Origin of the sequence: Pseudostreptobacillus hongkongensis (assembly GCF_001559795.1) — a bacterium.
GTDB lineage: Bacteria > Fusobacteriota > Fusobacteriia > Fusobacteriales > Leptotrichiaceae > Pseudostreptobacillus > Pseudostreptobacillus hongkongensis.
In genome coordinates this window covers 89,789-106,568 of record NZ_LOHY01000088.1, presented here as the reverse complement: position 1 = coordinate 106,568, position 16,780 = coordinate 89,789, and the positions used below count along the sequence as shown (strand labels likewise).

Genomic DNA, 16,780 nt, shown 5'->3' with positions numbered 1-16,780 from the left:
CTCACTAACCAAATTTTCACCCCCAAAAATCATTAGTAAAATTAATATATTGTCAAGAATACCAATCAACCGTCAATCGTTACCCAAATTTTTATCTAATTAAAAAACATGTGATTATAAAATGTTATAATCACATGCCTTAATTAAAATTATTATAAATATTATTTATTTTTTTCTAAAGCTTCTAATCTCTTTAACAATTGATTGATACTATTTTTATATTCAGAATTTTCACGTGATAAATTTTCTAATTTATTTTTAAGTTCATTTATATCATTTCTTTCAGTATCATTATCTCTTGTATTCTTATCAAATTGGTAACCTATACCTAGTCCAAATGATACATTACCTTTAGTATTTAGTGTTCCACTTGCTCTATATACTAATGTTCCTCTATGATTTATTCCACTTAAACCTAGCGCTATACTTGTTTCTCCTTTATGTATACCAATAGCACTCGCTATATTAAATCTATGTCCTGTTGAATTATTTATTTGTGGTAAATTTGCCATTGCTATTGCACTTGCTATTCCAGCATCTGCTGATTTACTAACATTACCTAATTTAGAATCATCAAATTTTAACTTATAATCAACTGTTTTAACTCCATTATTATCAGTAGTTTCAACTTTATCTACTGTTATGTATTCTGAATTTGAAGTAAATTTAACTCTATCAATACTATTTATAGCTTTAGCTACTGTATCTCCTGTTACAGTATTGTTATTTCCAACTGTTACTTTACCTGTTCCTATAGTATTAACTTTTTCTATTATAGGATTTATAGCATTGTATACTGTTCCACCTGTTACAGTATTAGAATTATCTTTTTCAACTTTACCTATTCCTATAGTGTTATCTGGAGTTGGTGCTGGTTGTGGTGTTGGAGTTGGTTGTGGGGCTGGTTGTGGTGTTGGAGTTGGTTGTGGTGTTGGAGTTGGTTGTGGTGTTGTTCCATTAGCCATTCCTATCATTATATTACCTTTATCATCAACTCTAGTTGTTATACCATTTTCTCCAATTAAGTTAAGAGTACTTTCAGACAATTTTATTTTATGTATATCTCCATCTTTTGTCGTTCTAACATTTAATGTAATATTTCTAAGTTGTGCTACATTTACGGCATCTGTTAGTAAAGTTCCTGCCGATACATTTGTTATTTGTCTTGTTATACCTTTTTCTACATTACCAACTGACACTGCTCCTGATGTTGACATCCAAGGTAGATATAAATCATTTCTTTCTTTTATTTTTGTTGAAATTTCTTTCTCTTTTTCTCCTATATACCATTTTTTCAAACTTTGTTGTCTCATTAATTTATTATATTCCGTATCATCATGTGTAGTTTCCATTTGTTTTTCTATTGCAGCAAGTTCAGTTTGTAAATTTACTTTTTCAGTTTCAAGTTGTGTAATTTCTGCATCTATTCTATTATAATCCATTGCTTTATCTGTAATAAATTTATTTTGGTCACCCTTACTAACATCTTTATTAAACATTTCATAAGGATTATACCCTAATATTTTACTTTCTTTATTAGCTAGAGAATCACTCCCTAGTGCCACATTATCATCTTTTAATACTTTAGAATTATTACCTATAGTAATACCATTTATACCAGATGCTATTGTGTTTGACCCTATTGCTATTGTATCATTTTTTGAAACTTTTGAATTATTACCAATAGTTATCGCATTTAATCCACGTGATATTAAACTTGAACCTATCGCAATAGAATTTTTATCATTAACTTCTACATTATTACCAAAAGCAATAGCTTTTTCTGCTTTTGAATATACTTCGTTTGAACCTATTGCCACAGAATTATCTGCTTCCGATTCTATTTTATATGCTCCTATTGCCACACTTTTATTCTTTTTAGATTTTACCTTTTCTGACCCTACCGCAAGAGCATATTCATCAGTTGCCTCTATATATGATGACCCCAATGCAACACTGGTACTCGCCGTAGAACTAACTACCCAAGACCCTATCGCCACACTTGTATGTCCTGTTGAAGATATACCAGATGACCCTATTGCTACTGAACTCATACTTGTAGAACTTATTTTTGCAGATCCTATAGCCACACCTGCACGTTGTGTTGCTTTTATTTCATTTGAACCTATCGCTACACTACCAACATCTTCAGCTAGTATATCTGCTGACCCTATAGCTATTCCATTTTCAGCATGTGATTTTACATTCTTTGTCCCTATAGCTACTGACCATCTAGCTAAATTTTGGATATTTCTTTCATCTAATTTTCTACTAACCTCTGTCCCTGTTCCTATTGCTATTGAACCTTGTGCTCCAGTATCAACTTTTGCTCCTGTCCCTATAGCTAATCCATCTTTAGCTCCAAATACTTGTGCTCTAACTCCAACAGCTATTCCATTTGTAGCATCTCTTTGCCCTCCTATTGTAGGTTCATTAGGTGCATTTTTTACTGTTGCTCTTGGTCCTATGGCAATACCACTTTGTAATAGTGTTAATCCTCCATCTACTCCAACATCTCCTATATCTGCAGTATCATTAGGTGTATTTACAGCAGTATCATATACATCACCTTTAATCTTAACATAATAAGCATTAGCATTTTTTCTTTTTAATACATCTATTTGTTGTTGTAATGCATTTATCTTATCATTTAGTTCATCGGCTGTCGGAGAAGCTTTAATACTTGTTCCAATAATTATTAAACCTAGTATTAATAAAATCTTTTTCTTATTCATACAACCTCCTTTTCAGTATAAATTATACCCCCCCCAACATAATTTGTCAATATTGTTAATGTCAATATATCTAATAATTAATCATATTTTTAACCATTATACTTTCTATATTAAATATAAATACGCCATTAACTCACATGAGTTTTATGGAGTATTTCTCAATAACTATCTCAATTTATCTTTTTTTCAATTCTTGTTTTAATTCTTTTATTATATTATACAAATCGTTTATTTGATTTGATTGTTCTAATAATTTTTGTTGCATTTCTTTTCTCTCATTTTCAGATTTTGCAAGTTTATCTTTTATTGATGTAGGCATTTCAACCGTTGGTGTTTTAGCTTTGCCTATCATTACTCCTATACCTAATCCTAGTGCTAATTCCCCTTTAGTATTAAGTGCACCAGATAATTTATATGTCACTCTATTATTTTCTGTTAATCCACTTAAACCAACTGATATAGCACTTTGACCTGCATAATTACCATAAGATGCTGAAACCATATGTCTATAATCATTATAGCTTGATACTTGTGGTAAATTTGCCATTGCAACAGCATTAGCTACTCCACTAAGTGCAACATCTGATTTAGAACTAATACGATCAACTTCTAGCTTTGTATAGTAATTTAAATCTAGATATTTTTTAACTTCACTATCTTTAACTAACATTTCATTAGGATTTTCAATACTAGCTCCACGACTTAATGCTCTTACATAGTTAGGTATTGATATATTTGTAGCATTAGTATCTGCTTTATTATCTATTTCATCAATCTTAGTTTTTAAAGGTTGAGATAATTTTTCTTTTGTAATAGAACTTTCTTTAATTTCTATTTCTAAATCAGAATCACCAATTAATCTCTTTTCGCCATTTTTAATTATTAATGTTTTAGAAGTAATATTTCCTTTTACAGATTCTATATCTACCTTTTTATCTAGTCCTGATTTTACTATTGTATCTGTAACTATTGTATTTGTTGGTGTTGTTAATACATCTGCTCCTTCTGTTAATTTAACTGTTAATTTCTTTTTAGATTCTGCATCAATATTTTCTCCATTTAAATTAACTTTTCCATCTATTTCATTTTTTAAAGCAGTATTTAATTTATCTTTTGAAATTGCTCCATCTTGAATTTTTTCTTCAGTTACTGAACTTGCTCCTAATTTTTCTGTTGTTACTGCTCCATCTGCAAGTTTTTCTGTTGTAACATTTTTATCTAATATCTTAGCTGTTGTTACTGAATCTGTTGCTAATTTAGAACTTGTAACTGCATTATCTTTAATTTTACCTTCAGTAACTGAATCTGTTGCTAACTTACTTTCTGTTACTGCATTTTCTTTTAAATGTACTGTATCTACTGTATCTTCTTTAAGTTCTACTGTTAAATTAGAATCTCCAAATAATCTATTATCTCCATTTGTAATTGTTAATGTAGTAGATGTTACATCTCCTGTCATTTTATCCTTATTAACAACATTTTTTATTATAACTCTTCTTTTTTCTAATACTTCTTTATCATGATCACTTAACTTATCATATTCTTCTTTAGGCATATTATACTTATAGTCATCAGGCATATCTTCTCCATTACCACCTTGCCTATGTATAAGTGTCATATTAATATTTCCTTCTTCATCTGGAGTATATGTTCCTGGTTCTAAATAAAGATCAGTAAGATTATCTTCAACTACATCAGCTGGACCTGTATCACTAGCATTAGAACTTGCAAAACTCAAACTCCCACTAATCAAAAATGCAACTAACAAAGCAGTTGTCATTTTAACTTTTCTTTTCAAATATCTTTTTAATAATTTATCAATTTTTTCTATTTATTCTCCTTATTCTAGTTTTCTTAATATCAGAGATTATTATACCCCCCCCTATTTAATTTGTCAATATTTGTTACCTATTTAAAAATTATACTCTAAAGAACATGTTCTTAATACCCTATTTTTCTACTTTTTCAAACAATAATGCGCAAACCTTTCTACCTTCTATATTTCATATTACGGAATTATTTTTTTACATTTTAAAAAAAATGTAATAATTTTAGAATTTATGTTTACTCTAATAATTATTACACTTTCATTTTTTTCTATTTATTCAAAATGTGTTTCCTTTTTCAATGTAGGGAAAGGAGAAGGTATAATAGATAATAAAATAACTGAATTATTAGATATACAGATAGATAAGACTGTAGTTAATGGTAATGACATTAGAAATATTGTGAAAAATTGTAAGATTAAGATTTAATGTCTACACTTTTAAAATAAAAATATATGCCCTACAACCTGCATTTTTAGTAGGTTAAGGGCATTTTTTATCTTTTTTTCTATCGAAATGTCTGATTATACCATATAATAAACAAAAAAATCTACTATTATGATATTATATAAAAAGGTATGCATCATTAAAATGCATACCAATCAATATATTTTTAGGGAGTTTGTTTAGCTATATTATATAAATTTTCATATTCTCTAGCTGATTTATTCCAAGAATTATCTATTTTCATATTTCTTTTAATTAGTCTATTCCAAACATCTTTTCTATCATAATATACATATTCTGCAAATCTTATTGTATTTAACATATCATCAGCATTAAAATTCAAAAATGAAAAACCATTACCATTATCATTAGTAAAATCATAAGGTATAACAGTATCTCTTAATCCTCCTGTTTCTCTTACCAACGGTATAGTTCCATATCTCATTGCTATCATTTGAGAAAGACCACAAGGTTCATATCTTGATGGCATTAAGAATAAATCAGACCCAGCATATATTAAATTAGCTACACTTTCTGAATAACCTATATAAGCCTTAAATTTATTAGGATATTTATTTTCAAGATATCTATAGTAATCTTCGTAATAACTTGATCCTGAACCTAAAAATATCACTTGTACTGAATCATTTTTTATAAGTTCTTCTATTCTTGCACTAACTATATCAAGTCCTTTACCTTCAACAAATCTAGATACTAATCCTATTATCATATCATCATTTTTAGGTAAACAAAACATTTCTTGTAATTTTCTTTTGTTTTCTAATTTATTACTCAAGTCATCCACATTATATGGAAGTATATCTTTAGTATTCATCGGATCAAATAATTCTTCATTTATACCATTTAATATACCATATATATGTTTAAATGATGTTATCCATTCAAGTCCTTCTGCAAAATAAGGGAATTTAATTTCATTTGCATAACTTGGACTAACTGTATTTATTACATCAGAATAAGAAAGTCCTATTTCCATAAAATTAAGTCTTTCACTATCTCTATAATATCCAAGTCTATCAAAAGAATAATTATTAAATCTTCCTTGATACATTAAATTATGTATAGTATATACAACCCTCATATCCCAATAAAATGGATCATATTTTTTGTATCTTTCCTTTAAGAAATACGGCAGTGGACCTGTTTGCCAATCATTACAATGAAGTATATCTGCTTGTATATTTTGTCTTTTTAGAAAAATTAAAGAGGCTTCACAAAATAGTGCATATTGATAATCTTCATCCATATCCCCATAAACACGTCCTCTTTCATAATATGTTGTATTTTCAATAAATAAGTAATTTATTTTTTCATCAGGATATTTCACAAGATTAAATATTTCTCCATTTATTTCTATTCTATCTACAAATTCTATTTTTTCTAAATATTTTAATCCTATTTTATCATATTTAGGCATAATAACTGTCACATCATGACCGAATTCTACCATCTTTTTAGGTAGGGCTTCCATAACATCTGCAAGTCCTCCAGTTTTAAAAAAAGGATAAACTTCAGAAGCTAGATATACTATTTTCATATTTCCCAACTCATTTCTTTATTGTTTGACCACTAGTTATATAGTTTCCATAATTCATTAATTCAACTTTTGAAAAAATTCTAACATTTCTTTCAATAACTGTTCCATCTCCAAGTTTAACACCTTTTCCTATTACATTTATACCTTTACTTAATAAGTCTGGTTTTTCTATATTAGGTGTATAATCGTCTCCATGTCCTATTATAGAGTTTTTACCAATATATACATTTTTATCTATTATACTTGTACCTATATGTGTATTTTCATCTATATATGTTCCTGCAAATATTATACTATTTCTTACAGTTGATCCATGTCTTACAGTAACTCCTGGTCCTAAAACTGAATTTTCAACACGACCTTCTATTTTACATCCATTACATATTAATGAATTTAAAACACTTCCAGTAACACCTATTCTTACTGGAGCTAAGTTTTCATTTCTAGTATAAATTTTCCAATTAGGATCATATAAATTTATTCCAACTTCTTCAGATTTTTTAATTAAATCAAGGTTAGCTTCTAAGTATGAATCATAAGTTCCTACATCCATCCAATATGAATCATAGCAATGAACAAATACTTTTCTTTCTTCTTTAATCATCTTAGGTATAATATGTTTACCAAAGTCAAGATCAACTTCTTCAGCTTCTTCTATATATTTAATTAAAGAGTCTGTATTAAAGATATATATTCCCATTGAAGCAAAATTACTTTTTGGATGTTCTGGTTTTTCTTCAAAACTTAAAATCTTTTTATCCTCATCTACTTCAAAAATACCAAATCTAGATGCTTCTTCCACAGGAACATTAATAGCAGCTATTGTTAATTCTGCATCATTCTTTTTATGTTCATCTAACATCCATTTATAATTCATTTTATAAATATGGTCTCCTGATAATATTAACACATATTTAGGATTCTTATTTTTTATAAATTTTAAGTTTTGTCTTATAGCATCTGCAGTACCTTGATACCATGATTGACCTCTTAATGATTCGTGAGGTTGTAACAATGTAATGCTTGAATCTCTTCTTTCAAAATCCCAAGGTCTTCCTGAACCTATATGTTCATTTAGAGATAAAGGTAAATATTGGGTAAGTAATGCCACATCATAAATACCAGAATTAGAACAATTACTTAAAGTAAAGTCAATTATTCTAAATTTACCAGCAAAAGGCACGCTTGGTTTAACTCTTTCTTCAGAAAGTATATCAAGTCTAGAACCTCTTCCACCGGCTAAAATCATAGCTAACATTTCCATAATATTCACTTCCTTTATACTTATATATCTATTAAAAGTATATCTTGATTTTATATTTTGTCAAGATTAAATATTATTGGTTTTAAAAATTTTTTAGTAAAAATATATACAAAAAATACACCTTCAAACTTTATAGTAATTTTAAATTTTACCATCTATTTTTTTGGTATATATTATAAATCTTATCCTTTATTTTTTATATTATTATCAACAAAATAGAGATTACTCCGAAACAAAGCAACCTCCTACTATAATTTTATTTACTATTTTTTAAATATCATCTAATTTTTAAATTGATTTGGAATAACTAAGAATATTAGAGTTATGAATATAGAATAGCTCATAGCTGGTGGGTATATTGTAACACTTAATATTAAACTTATTATTTTAATAATTATATCAAAATGTATCCAAGCTATCCTATGAACCATTAAAGTTTCAAATCCTTTATTATTATTCGCTTCAGCAAGAGTGCTATAATACCACGTAACTAAAAAAGTTATCAAAAGTATTACTATCCTATATATTACCTGAACTAATTTATTATTAAAATCTATAGAAATTAATTTTATTTTAAAATTAATGAATCTAATAATAAAAAAAGGCTTTCGCCTTTTTCTAGTAATTTATTATTTCTTCTTCTAAATTAATTCTAGTTTCTTTTCCTAAAAGATATTCTACTACTTCAAGTCCAAAATCTTTTGCAGCTGCTACAGATCTTGCAGTTATAATATTATTAGCTTTTATAACTGGAACATCTACATATATAGCTCCATTTTCAGTTAAAAAATGGTCAAACCCTTTATATACTGTAGCTTCCTTATTTTTTAACACTCCAATTTTAGCTAAATATGAAGGTGCTGCACAAATTGCTGTTACAAGTTTATTATCTAAAATATATTTTTCAACTGTTTCTTTTAAAAATAAATTTTTTTCATATTCTTTATAACCTGCACCACCTGAAAACATAATTCCATCATAATCATCTATATTTATATCTTCAAATAGTTTATCAGCCTTTAAGGATATATTATGAGAACTTAAAATTTCAAGTTTATCTGTAATACTTACAGCATCAACTTTTATTCCTGCTCTTCTCATTAAATCTACAGGAAATATTGTTTCAGTTTCTTCAAGTCCATTCACCCAAATTACTAACATTTTTTTCATTTAATTCACTTCCTTACATAAACTTAAGAATTAACATACGTACCGGCAGCGCTATTATTGATAACAATAGGAAGACAAATAATCTATACATAAAATTATTTGATAAATTCTTACTGAATTGTTTATATATAAATGAACCTAGAAGTATTACTGATAATACCATTACTACACCTAAAACATTATTATTAAATAACGTAACCACAAAGAATAGTGCATAAATTATATAATCAAATTTTGTAAAAGGTAATTCATTAGAATAATCTACTTCTTTATTACTTTCTTCATTTAATAATTCTTCTTTTTGTTTTTTCTTTGCTTCTTTATCACTTCTTAGTTTTCTCATTTAAACTCCTATCTTAGAGACTCTATAACTTCTTCTGTTGTATCTTTACTTAAGATTAAATCTCTATATTTTTGAGCATCAGTATAATTACATTCTAATATTTTATTTTTAACTTTTAATACAGAAGATGCTGACATACTAAATGCATCTAGTCCCATACCTAATAATAATTCTGCAGCATCTTTATTTCCTGCAAATTCTCCACACATACTTATAGAAATTCCTTGATTATGTGCAGCGTCTATTGCTTTTTGTATAGCTTCAAGTACTGCTGGATTAAATGCTGAATAAAGATCTGAAACCATTTCATTTCCTCTATCTACTGCTAAGAAATATTGAGTTAAATCATTAGTTCCTATTGAGAAGAAATCAACCTCTTTTGCAAATTTATATGCTATTATTGCAGAAGATGGTGTTTCTATCATAATACCAACTTTAATATTTCTATCAAATCTCTTACCTATAGCATCAAGTTCTGCTTTACATTCTTCTAATATTTGATTAGCAAGTCTAACTTCTTTTATAGAACTTATCATCGGATACATAATTTTAACTGTTCCATAAGCAGACGCTCTTAATATAGCTCTTAATTGAGTTTTAAACATTTCCTTGTTAACTAAAGATATTCTTATAGCTCTATATCCTAAGAATGGGTTTAATTCTTTTGGTAGATCTAAATAAGGTAATTCTTTATCTCCACCTATATCCATAGTACGAATAGTTACTGGATTATTATTCATTTTTTCAACAACTGCTCTATACGCTCTATATTGTTCTTCTTCTGTAGGCATATGATCTGAATTCATAAATAGGAATTCTGTTCTATATAATCCTATACCTGTAGCACCAGATTCAATTACTGCTTCTACATCTTCAGGTTTCCCTATATTTCCCCATATTTCAACTTCGTGTCCATCTTTTGTTATAGGTTTTAAATCTTTTAATTTTCTTAATTCTTCTATTGCGTTAATTTGTTCTAATCTTTTTACTTCAAACTCTTTAACTAATTCTGGAGTTGGACTTAAATAAATTTCTCCTTCATCTCCATCTATTATTATATCTTCTCCATCTTTAACTGTAGTTATTATTGATTTAGTTCCAACTACTGCTGGTATTTCTAATGATCTTGCCATTATTGCAGAGTGTGCTGTTTTACCTCCAACTTCAGTTACAAATCCTTTACAATTTTCTAAGTCTAATTGCGCTGTATCTGAAGGAGTTAAATCATTAGTAACGATTATAGTATTAGGTTCTAAATTACTAAGATCTTTTATTTTTATATTTAATAAATTTTTTAACCATCTAGTTCCTATATCTTGGAAATCTGCTACTCTTTCTCTTAAATAAGGGTCATCAAGTTGTGATAACATTTCACAATAACCATCAATTCCTTCTTTTAATGCATAAGGAGCCTTTAACCCATCTTCTTTAATTTTAGCTGTAATCTCATCCATTAAATCTTCGTCTTCTAGTAAAAGTATATGTCCGTCAAAAATATCTGCTTTATCATCGCCAAGTTTTGCCCTTACTTTTTCTCTAATAGAGATTAATTGTGTTTTTGATTTTTTCATAGCTTCTTCTAACTTAATAATTTCAGATTCAGCTGTTTCACTACTTAAAAATTTCTCTTTAGGAAATTCTAATTCTTCTTGGTGAAAAATTAAAACTTTTCCTATTGCTACACCCTCAGATGCACCTATTCCTGTTAATCTCATCATAACATTTTCCTCCACGTATATTTATTTTCTCAATTCAACTATCTTATCTCTAAGTAATTTAACTATTTCACCTTTACCATAATTAACCGCCAAATCTATAGCTCTTTTACCAGAATAATCTCTAAGTCTAGGATCTGCTCCCTTATCTAAAAGTAATTTTACTATATCTGCATCACCTTTTAATACCGCATCTTCAAGTGGCATCCAACCGTCTACATCATTTTTAAAATTTACAAAATCCGGTTCTTTTTCAAGCAACATTTCTACTGCTTCCCTATTTTGAAAATACACTGCTGAATGTATAGGATATTTACCAAATACAGGATGTTTAACATTTAAGTTTACATCATGTTTAAGTAATTCTTTCAATATTGCATTATTTCCATATTCTATAGCAAGTATAACTGCACTTTCTCCAACTGAATTCTTAAGATTTATATCTATAGGATCCACTTCTGATTTTGTAATTACATTTTGAAATCCTGGTGAATATGAACCAGCTGGATAAACAGTAGAATACTCATTTTTACTTCCATTAATATAGTTTAGTGCAACTGTATTATTAAAATATTTTATAGAATTTAAAAATGTTTCTAATCTATTCTCATTTTTTTCTTCTATTTCTGCTTTTTCACCAACTATATATATTTTTTCATCTTCTGAATATGATATTAAATTCAAAAGAATAAAAATTAATATAAATATTTTTTTACTCATTCTATATCACCATTGTATTATATCATATTTTTTACTTTTTTAAAATTTGATTTATTATTAAATCATATTTTTTCTTGAAATTTTTATCTTCTATTTTTTCTTGTATTAGATCTGGTCTGTTTTTTAAAGTTTTAAAAACAGATTTTTCAAACCTATATTCATCTATTAATTTATGATTACCGCTTAATAAAATTTCAGGAACTGTCATATTATCAATAACCTGAGGTCTTGTATATTGTGGAAATCCTAATAATCCATTATAGAAAGAATCTGTTTCATATGATTCTTTTTTTATTATACCATCTTTCATTCTAACTATACCATCTATTAAAACAAGAGATGCCAAATCACCACTACTTAAAACATAATCTCCTATAGATATTTCTTCATCAACAAATTTATCAATAACTCTTTGATCAAGGCCTTCATATCTTCCAGATATTATACATAAATCTTCTATTTTAGATAACTCTATTAGTTTATTTTGATCTAAAGTTTTTCCTTGTGGACTTACAAATACAGTATAAGGTTTTTTTACTTTATTTAATCTAAGTTCTCTAAAATATGCCCAATAGGGTTCAGGTTTTAGTACCATACCTGCTCCACCACCAAATGGTGTATCATCTACTTGATTATGTTTATTATTTGAATAATTTCTAATATTCACAATATCATAAATTATATCATTGTCATCTGCACGTTTCATTATAGTTTGAGAAAGGTAAAGCGAAAATAACTCTTCAAATAATGTAAGTACCCTTATTTTCATCTATCTCATTCCTTCTATTAACTCTGCTTTAATTATTTTCTTTACATCATCAACTTCTTTTACAAACACATCTATATATGGTATCATAATTTCACTTCCTAAATTATCTACTATAAGTATTTCATGTGCTGCTGTTTCTAAAATATCTATTACTTCACCTATATGTTCTTCTTTATCATATACATTATACCCTATAATAGAAATTTCCTCTTTATAATCAGGGACTAAGTCTGATCTAACATATATCTTATATCCCACTAATTCTTTTGCAAGATCTAAATTATTTATTTTATCTAAATCAAATAGAACTCTACCTCCAGTAATACCTTTAACATCATTAATTTTAGATATTTTAATATCATTATCTTTTTTAAGTATTACACTTAACCCTTTTAAAATTTCAACATTAGGAAACTTGCTATTAACCTTAACAGTTCCTAATAATCTATGTGTACCAGTTACCTGACCTATTAATATTAAATTGTCCATCCACTCTCCTCATTGTAGTATAGTTTTTTTAAATTATAGAAATATGAACCAATTAAAGCATTTTCTAATAATCCAATTAAAATAATTATGAATATCATAAATGGATCAGATAAAGCTCTTAATAACATTGGTAATGCATCATATAATTCATAACCTCCTAAGTAAGGATAAATACTCATAATCTTTAATGCTACTATAATATTAAACAACAATACCTTTATATCTAAATACATTATAAAAGATAAAAACAATGACATAAGTAATAATATAATCCAAGTACTTTTAATAAATTTAAAATTATCTTTACAAACTTCTTTAAACATAATTACCACCTAATTTTTTATCTTTTTTAATCTATAGTAATAAACTCCTATTAAAACCGATTCAATCATACCTAACAACTCAATTAATGTTATATATAAATAATTTTTAGAAATAATCATTGTATTTTCTCTAATATATTGTTGTAACAAAATAGAATCATTAATATTTGCTAAAGTATTAGTATCTATATAAGCAAATGTCATTATAAGAGTAAGTACAACAACTAAAAAAGTATATATAAATATTATAGATAAAATTTGCAACCAAACCGCTTTAAATAAAGTAAAAGAATAATCTATAGAATTTGATAAACTTATTTCATCACTATAATATAAATATTTAAAAAATATCAATATAAAACTAAATACCATTAATACAGTTGAAAAAGGTAATGCTAAAAAATGATTAGTTCCAGTATATAATGTTATTAAAACTATAACAATTCTTATAGCAAAATATTCTAAAAACCTTCTGAAATTAAACTTATTATCTGTATATTCATACATAAATACATTAAGCAATAATATATCTAATATTATTAAAGATATACTACTAACCCAAAAATAAGTAGAACTACTATTATCAATAAAATTAGCTACATAAATATTTATAAATATATTAGCTAAAAGTATAATTATCAGTTTAAACCAATTATTTTTAAAAAACCTTATAAATTCTCTTGTCAAATCTAAAACTCTAATCATAAATTCACCTAGCCTTTAATTTTTTTAAAATTAGAACTATCTTCTGCTATCATTTTTAAAGTTTTTAAATCCAAACTTTCATCATTTGCAGCTATAGCAGATAAAGCTCCTTCGACAAAAGGACAATCTGCTATTTCAAGCTCGATTTCACCTTTTAATATTTTTTGAGCACCTTGTACAGCATTAATAGAGCTACCAAAATCTACTATTGCAAGTACACCGTTTCCTTTATCTGCTTCTTTTACAATACTAGCAACCATTTCAGGTGTAGTACCATAAGTATCATAATGTGATCCTCCCCCATTTAACAAAGGAAAATCTTCTTGTTTTAATACTTCACAAAATTCTAAAAATGCATCTGTCATTGCATTACTATGACAAACCAAAACAATTCCTACCATAAATTCCTCCTATTTTTCTCCAAATAATCTATCAAGTATTATAGCTACAGCAGCTCTTACTGATAAATGATTATATCTTGTATTTATTCTTATTGGTTCTAATATATATTTAGACATATCCATAACTTCTTGAGTTAGACCCCAACCTGTACCAAATAATAATAAATATACTTCATCATCATTAAATATTTTATTACTAAGCTCTGAAAAAGAAACTGTGTTTTCAAACATTCTAGCTGAAGTTGTAACTATAACAGGTCTTTTCCCTGTCATTTTTTCTATAGTTTTTATACTATCTTCTATACTATCTGAAAGCAAAGTATTTTCAAAAGCTTCATTTCTATCCTTATTAAAATCTATTCCATCTCCTTCTTGCCAGAAACCTATTATTCTAGAAGTCAATTCTTTTTGAGCATCTACTGGAGTTATTATAAAATATTTGTTAATATCATAAGTTCTACATGATCTTGATATATCATGTATATCAAAATTTGTAACTGAAGTTGCAACAACTTCACTATTTTTATTATAAACTGGATAATGTACCAATCCTAAAAAAATATTATTTCTCATTACATCCCCTTTCTCATAAATAAATATAATCTTGCACTATGTAAAACATCTCTTTGAGATGAATAAGTTATCACCTTAAGAGCTTCATCAAGACTTAACCATTTATAATCAACTATTTCATAATTATCTATATAAACCTGATCATCATTTCCAACCTCAGCTAAATAAAGAGTAACGTATTTTAAATTACCATCATTAGTAATATATGATATAACCTTTTTAAATTCATCTGAATAATAAAGTTCTACATCAAGTCCAGTTTCTTCTCTAATTTCTCTTTTAGCTGCTTCTATTTCATTCTCATTTTCTTCTATATGACCTTTAGGGAATCCCCAATTACCTCCATTAATTTTAACTAACAGAAATTCTAGTTTTTTTTCTTTATCATACCTAAAAACTAAAGCTCCTGAAGATTTAACTTCAGTAATTTTCAAACCATTAGCATATTTATCATTTATATATTCTATAATATCTTTTTTAACATTTATAAGTTCACCTTCAATTAATTTATTATATATTTCTTTTCTAATATAATCTCTATTTATATCTATAGGTAATTTTAAATTATATATATCTACTATACTTATATCCATATCATTCATAAAAATAATGTCACCATTAAAGTATATAGATTGTATTTTACTCAACAACTCAAGAGTTTTTTTCATAATATTATTATAATCTTTTGAGTGATGATTTATAAATGAAATCAAATTTAGAAGTTTTGAAACATTCTTATTATTTCTAAATTCAAATAACATTCTTTTAATAAATGAAACACCTAATTTTTTATCAGTTATATTACTATAATATATTAGATTTTTTATCAATATAATATCCACTATATTTAAGTTAAATTGTTTCAAATATGCTTCAACAAAAGATATACTTGGGAACATATAATTCTTAGTTGAAAAAGATTTACCTAAATATATACAAAATATAGCATAACCTATAGATTTTTCTTCATAAGCATTATATTTACAGTAAACCTTATATGCATTTACAAGATCTTTTTGTATAACTTTATTCTTATTAATACTATTAATTTCAGGTATATAAGTATTTAAAACATTTAAATTAATAGCCATATCAAGCGCCTTATATGAATACTTATTAAATAAAATTTTATTTAAAGTCTTAAAAAAATTAGTTTTAGATATCTTGTATTTTTTCTGTAAATCAAATTTTTCTATAGCTTCCTTTAATTCACACGATAGTTTGAAATCAAATTTAGATACTAAATATAAGGCTCTCAACACTCTTACATTATCTTCTTTTAATCTTAAGAATGCATCTTCACCTACTACATTTACTTTCCTATTTTCTAAATCTTCCAAACCATTATATATATCGATAAGTCCAGTATTAGAACTATATGCAAATGCATTTATTGTAAAATCACGTCTTTTAAGATCTTCTTCTATAGTATCTACAAAAGAAAAATGTTCTGGATTTCTACCATCTAAAACTCCATTTTCCTTTCTAAAACGAGCTATTTCTATGTTAATACCTTCAATTTCAATAGATACTATTTCATATTTTTCAGAAATAACCACTGGATTATACTCATCTAAAATATAGAATAATTCACTCATAGATATGTTAGATGCTATATCGTAATCTTCTGGTTCTATACCTAACAAAATATCTCTTATAGCACCTCCTACGATATATGCACTACCATATTCATTTAAAATATTCAATATATATTGAACTCTTTTATCTAAATTAATATGCAT

Annotated in this window: 16 protein-coding genes; all 16 read right to left on the bottom strand. The window is 26.6% G+C overall.

Annotated features, from left to right (window positions below):
• Positions 1-161 precede the first annotated feature (161 nt).
• The 16 genes from AYC59_RS04365 to AYC59_RS04290 all read right to left on the bottom strand — a co-directional run bounded on the left by AYC59_RS04365 (position 162) and on the right by AYC59_RS04290 (position 16,780).
• Entirely contained in the window at positions 162-2,735 is a 2,574-nt protein-coding gene (locus AYC59_RS04365; protein WP_066895589.1) for a YadA-like family protein, read from the bottom strand.
• Between the two features lie 175 nt (positions 2,736-2,910).
• Complete coding sequence (locus AYC59_RS04360; RefSeq protein ID WP_156445479.1) at positions 2,911-4,533, bottom strand: YadA-like family protein; 1,623 nt, start codon at positions 4,531-4,533, stop codon at positions 2,911-2,913.
• A 641-nt stretch (positions 4,534-5,174) separates the two neighbouring features.
• Entirely contained in the window at positions 5,175-6,566 is a 1,392-nt protein-coding gene (locus AYC59_RS04355; RefSeq protein WP_066895653.1) for a glycogen synthase, read from the bottom strand.
• 10 nt (positions 6,567-6,576) lie between these two features.
• Positions 6,577-7,830, bottom strand: a complete 1,254-nt coding sequence (locus tag AYC59_RS04350) for a glucose-1-phosphate adenylyltransferase (protein ID WP_066895585.1) — start codon at positions 7,828-7,830, stop codon at positions 6,577-6,579.
• A 281-nt stretch (positions 7,831-8,111) separates the two neighbouring features.
• Positions 8,112-8,336: a hypothetical protein gene (locus AYC59_RS04345; RefSeq protein ID WP_066895583.1), complete on the bottom strand. Its 225-nt coding sequence runs from the start codon at positions 8,334-8,336 to the stop codon at positions 8,112-8,114.
• 112 nt (positions 8,337-8,448) lie between these two features.
• The gene (locus tag AYC59_RS04340; RefSeq protein ID WP_066895581.1) at positions 8,449-9,000 is read right to left on the bottom strand and encodes a DJ-1 family glyoxalase III; all 552 of its coding nucleotides are present in this window, start codon (positions 8,998-9,000) and stop codon (positions 8,449-8,451) included.
• Between the two features lie 13 nt (positions 9,001-9,013).
• Positions 9,014-9,343, bottom strand: a complete 330-nt coding sequence (locus AYC59_RS04335; protein ID WP_066895579.1) for a hypothetical protein — start codon at positions 9,341-9,343, stop codon at positions 9,014-9,016.
• Positions 9,344-9,351: 8 nt separating this feature from the next.
• Positions 9,352-11,061: a phosphoenolpyruvate--protein phosphotransferase gene (gene ptsP, locus AYC59_RS04330; protein ID WP_066895577.1), complete on the bottom strand. Its 1,710-nt coding sequence runs from the start codon at positions 11,059-11,061 to the stop codon at positions 9,352-9,354.
• A gap of 21 nt (positions 11,062-11,082) precedes the next feature.
• A complete protein-coding gene (locus tag AYC59_RS04325) occupies positions 11,083-11,778 on the bottom strand; it encodes an ankyrin repeat domain-containing protein (RefSeq protein WP_066895575.1) in 696 nt (231 codons plus the stop codon).
• Between the two features lie 31 nt (positions 11,779-11,809).
• The gene (gene trmD / locus AYC59_RS04320) at positions 11,810-12,547 is read right to left on the bottom strand and encodes a tRNA (guanosine(37)-N1)-methyltransferase TrmD (RefSeq protein ID WP_066895573.1); all 738 of its coding nucleotides are present in this window, start codon (positions 12,545-12,547) and stop codon (positions 11,810-11,812) included.
• Positions 12,548-13,036 carry a ribosome maturation factor RimM gene (gene rimM, locus AYC59_RS04315; RefSeq protein WP_066895572.1) on the bottom strand — a complete coding sequence of 163 codons (489 nt, stop codon included), beginning with the start codon at positions 13,034-13,036 and terminating at the stop codon, positions 12,548-12,550. It lies immediately after the preceding gene.
• Positions 13,024-13,359, bottom strand: a complete 336-nt coding sequence (locus AYC59_RS04310; RefSeq protein WP_066895570.1) for a hypothetical protein — start codon at positions 13,357-13,359, stop codon at positions 13,024-13,026. Before AYC59_RS04310 ends, rimM begins: the two co-directional genes overlap by 13 nt.
• A 9-nt stretch (positions 13,360-13,368) precedes the next feature.
• Positions 13,369-14,064, bottom strand: coding sequence for a hypothetical protein (locus AYC59_RS04305; RefSeq protein ID WP_066895568.1), 696 nt, complete (start codon positions 14,062-14,064; stop codon positions 13,369-13,371).
• A gap of 8 nt (positions 14,065-14,072) precedes the next feature.
• Positions 14,073-14,465 carry a PTS-dependent dihydroxyacetone kinase phosphotransferase subunit DhaM gene (locus AYC59_RS04300; protein ID WP_066895566.1) on the bottom strand — a complete coding sequence of 131 codons (393 nt, stop codon included), beginning with the start codon at positions 14,463-14,465 and terminating at the stop codon, positions 14,073-14,075.
• 9 nt (positions 14,466-14,474) lie between these two features.
• The gene (locus AYC59_RS04295) at positions 14,475-15,038 is read right to left on the bottom strand and encodes an RNA methyltransferase (RefSeq protein WP_066895564.1); all 564 of its coding nucleotides are present in this window, start codon (positions 15,036-15,038) and stop codon (positions 14,475-14,477) included.
• The gene (locus AYC59_RS04290) at positions 15,038-16,780 is read right to left on the bottom strand and encodes an NUDIX domain-containing protein (protein WP_066895562.1); all 1,743 of its coding nucleotides are present in this window, start codon (positions 16,778-16,780) and stop codon (positions 15,038-15,040) included. Before AYC59_RS04290 ends, AYC59_RS04295 begins: the two co-directional genes overlap by 1 nt.

Excerpts from the sequence above, each read along its gene's own strand:
- AYC59_RS04365 (WP_066895589.1), bottom strand. The coding sequence starts at position 2,735 with ATGAATAAGAAAAAGATTTTATTAATACTAGGTTTAATAATTATTGGA.
- AYC59_RS04355 (WP_066895653.1), bottom strand. The coding sequence starts at position 6,566 with ATGAAAATAGTATATCTAGCTTCTGAAGTTTATCCTTTTTTTAAAACT.
- AYC59_RS04350 (WP_066895585.1), bottom strand. The coding sequence starts at position 7,830 with ATGGAAATGTTAGCTATGATTTTAGCCGGTGGAAGAGGTTCTAGACTT.
- AYC59_RS04340 (WP_066895581.1), bottom strand. The coding sequence starts at position 9,000 with ATGAAAAAAATGTTAGTAATTTGGGTGAATGGACTTGAAGAAACTGAA.
- AYC59_RS04335 (WP_066895579.1), bottom strand. The coding sequence starts at position 9,343 with ATGAGAAAACTAAGAAGTGATAAAGAAGCAAAGAAAAAACAAAAAGAA.
- ptsP (WP_066895577.1), bottom strand. The coding sequence starts at position 11,061 with ATGATGAGATTAACAGGAATAGGTGCATCTGAGGGTGTAGCAATAGGA.
- AYC59_RS04325 (WP_066895575.1), bottom strand. The coding sequence starts at position 11,778 with ATGAGTAAAAAAATATTTATATTAATTTTTATTCTTTTGAATTTAATA.
- trmD (WP_066895573.1), bottom strand. The coding sequence starts at position 12,547 with ATGAAAATAAGGGTACTTACATTATTTGAAGAGTTATTTTCGCTTTAC.
- rimM (WP_066895572.1), bottom strand. The coding sequence starts at position 13,036 with ATGGACAATTTAATATTAATAGGTCAGGTAACTGGTACACATAGATTA.
- AYC59_RS04310 (WP_066895570.1), bottom strand. The coding sequence starts at position 13,359 with ATGTTTAAAGAAGTTTGTAAAGATAATTTTAAATTTATTAAAAGTACT.
- AYC59_RS04305 (WP_066895568.1), bottom strand. The coding sequence starts at position 14,064 with ATGATTAGAGTTTTAGATTTGACAAGAGAATTTATAAGGTTTTTTAAA.
- AYC59_RS04300 (WP_066895566.1), bottom strand. The coding sequence starts at position 14,465 with ATGGTAGGAATTGTTTTGGTTTGTCATAGTAATGCAATGACAGATGCA.
- AYC59_RS04295 (WP_066895564.1), bottom strand. The coding sequence starts at position 15,038 with ATGAGAAATAATATTTTTTTAGGATTGGTACATTATCCAGTTTATAAT.
- AYC59_RS04290 (WP_066895562.1), bottom strand. The coding sequence starts at position 16,780 with ATGCATATTAATTTAGATAAAAGAGTTCAATATATATTGAATATTTTA.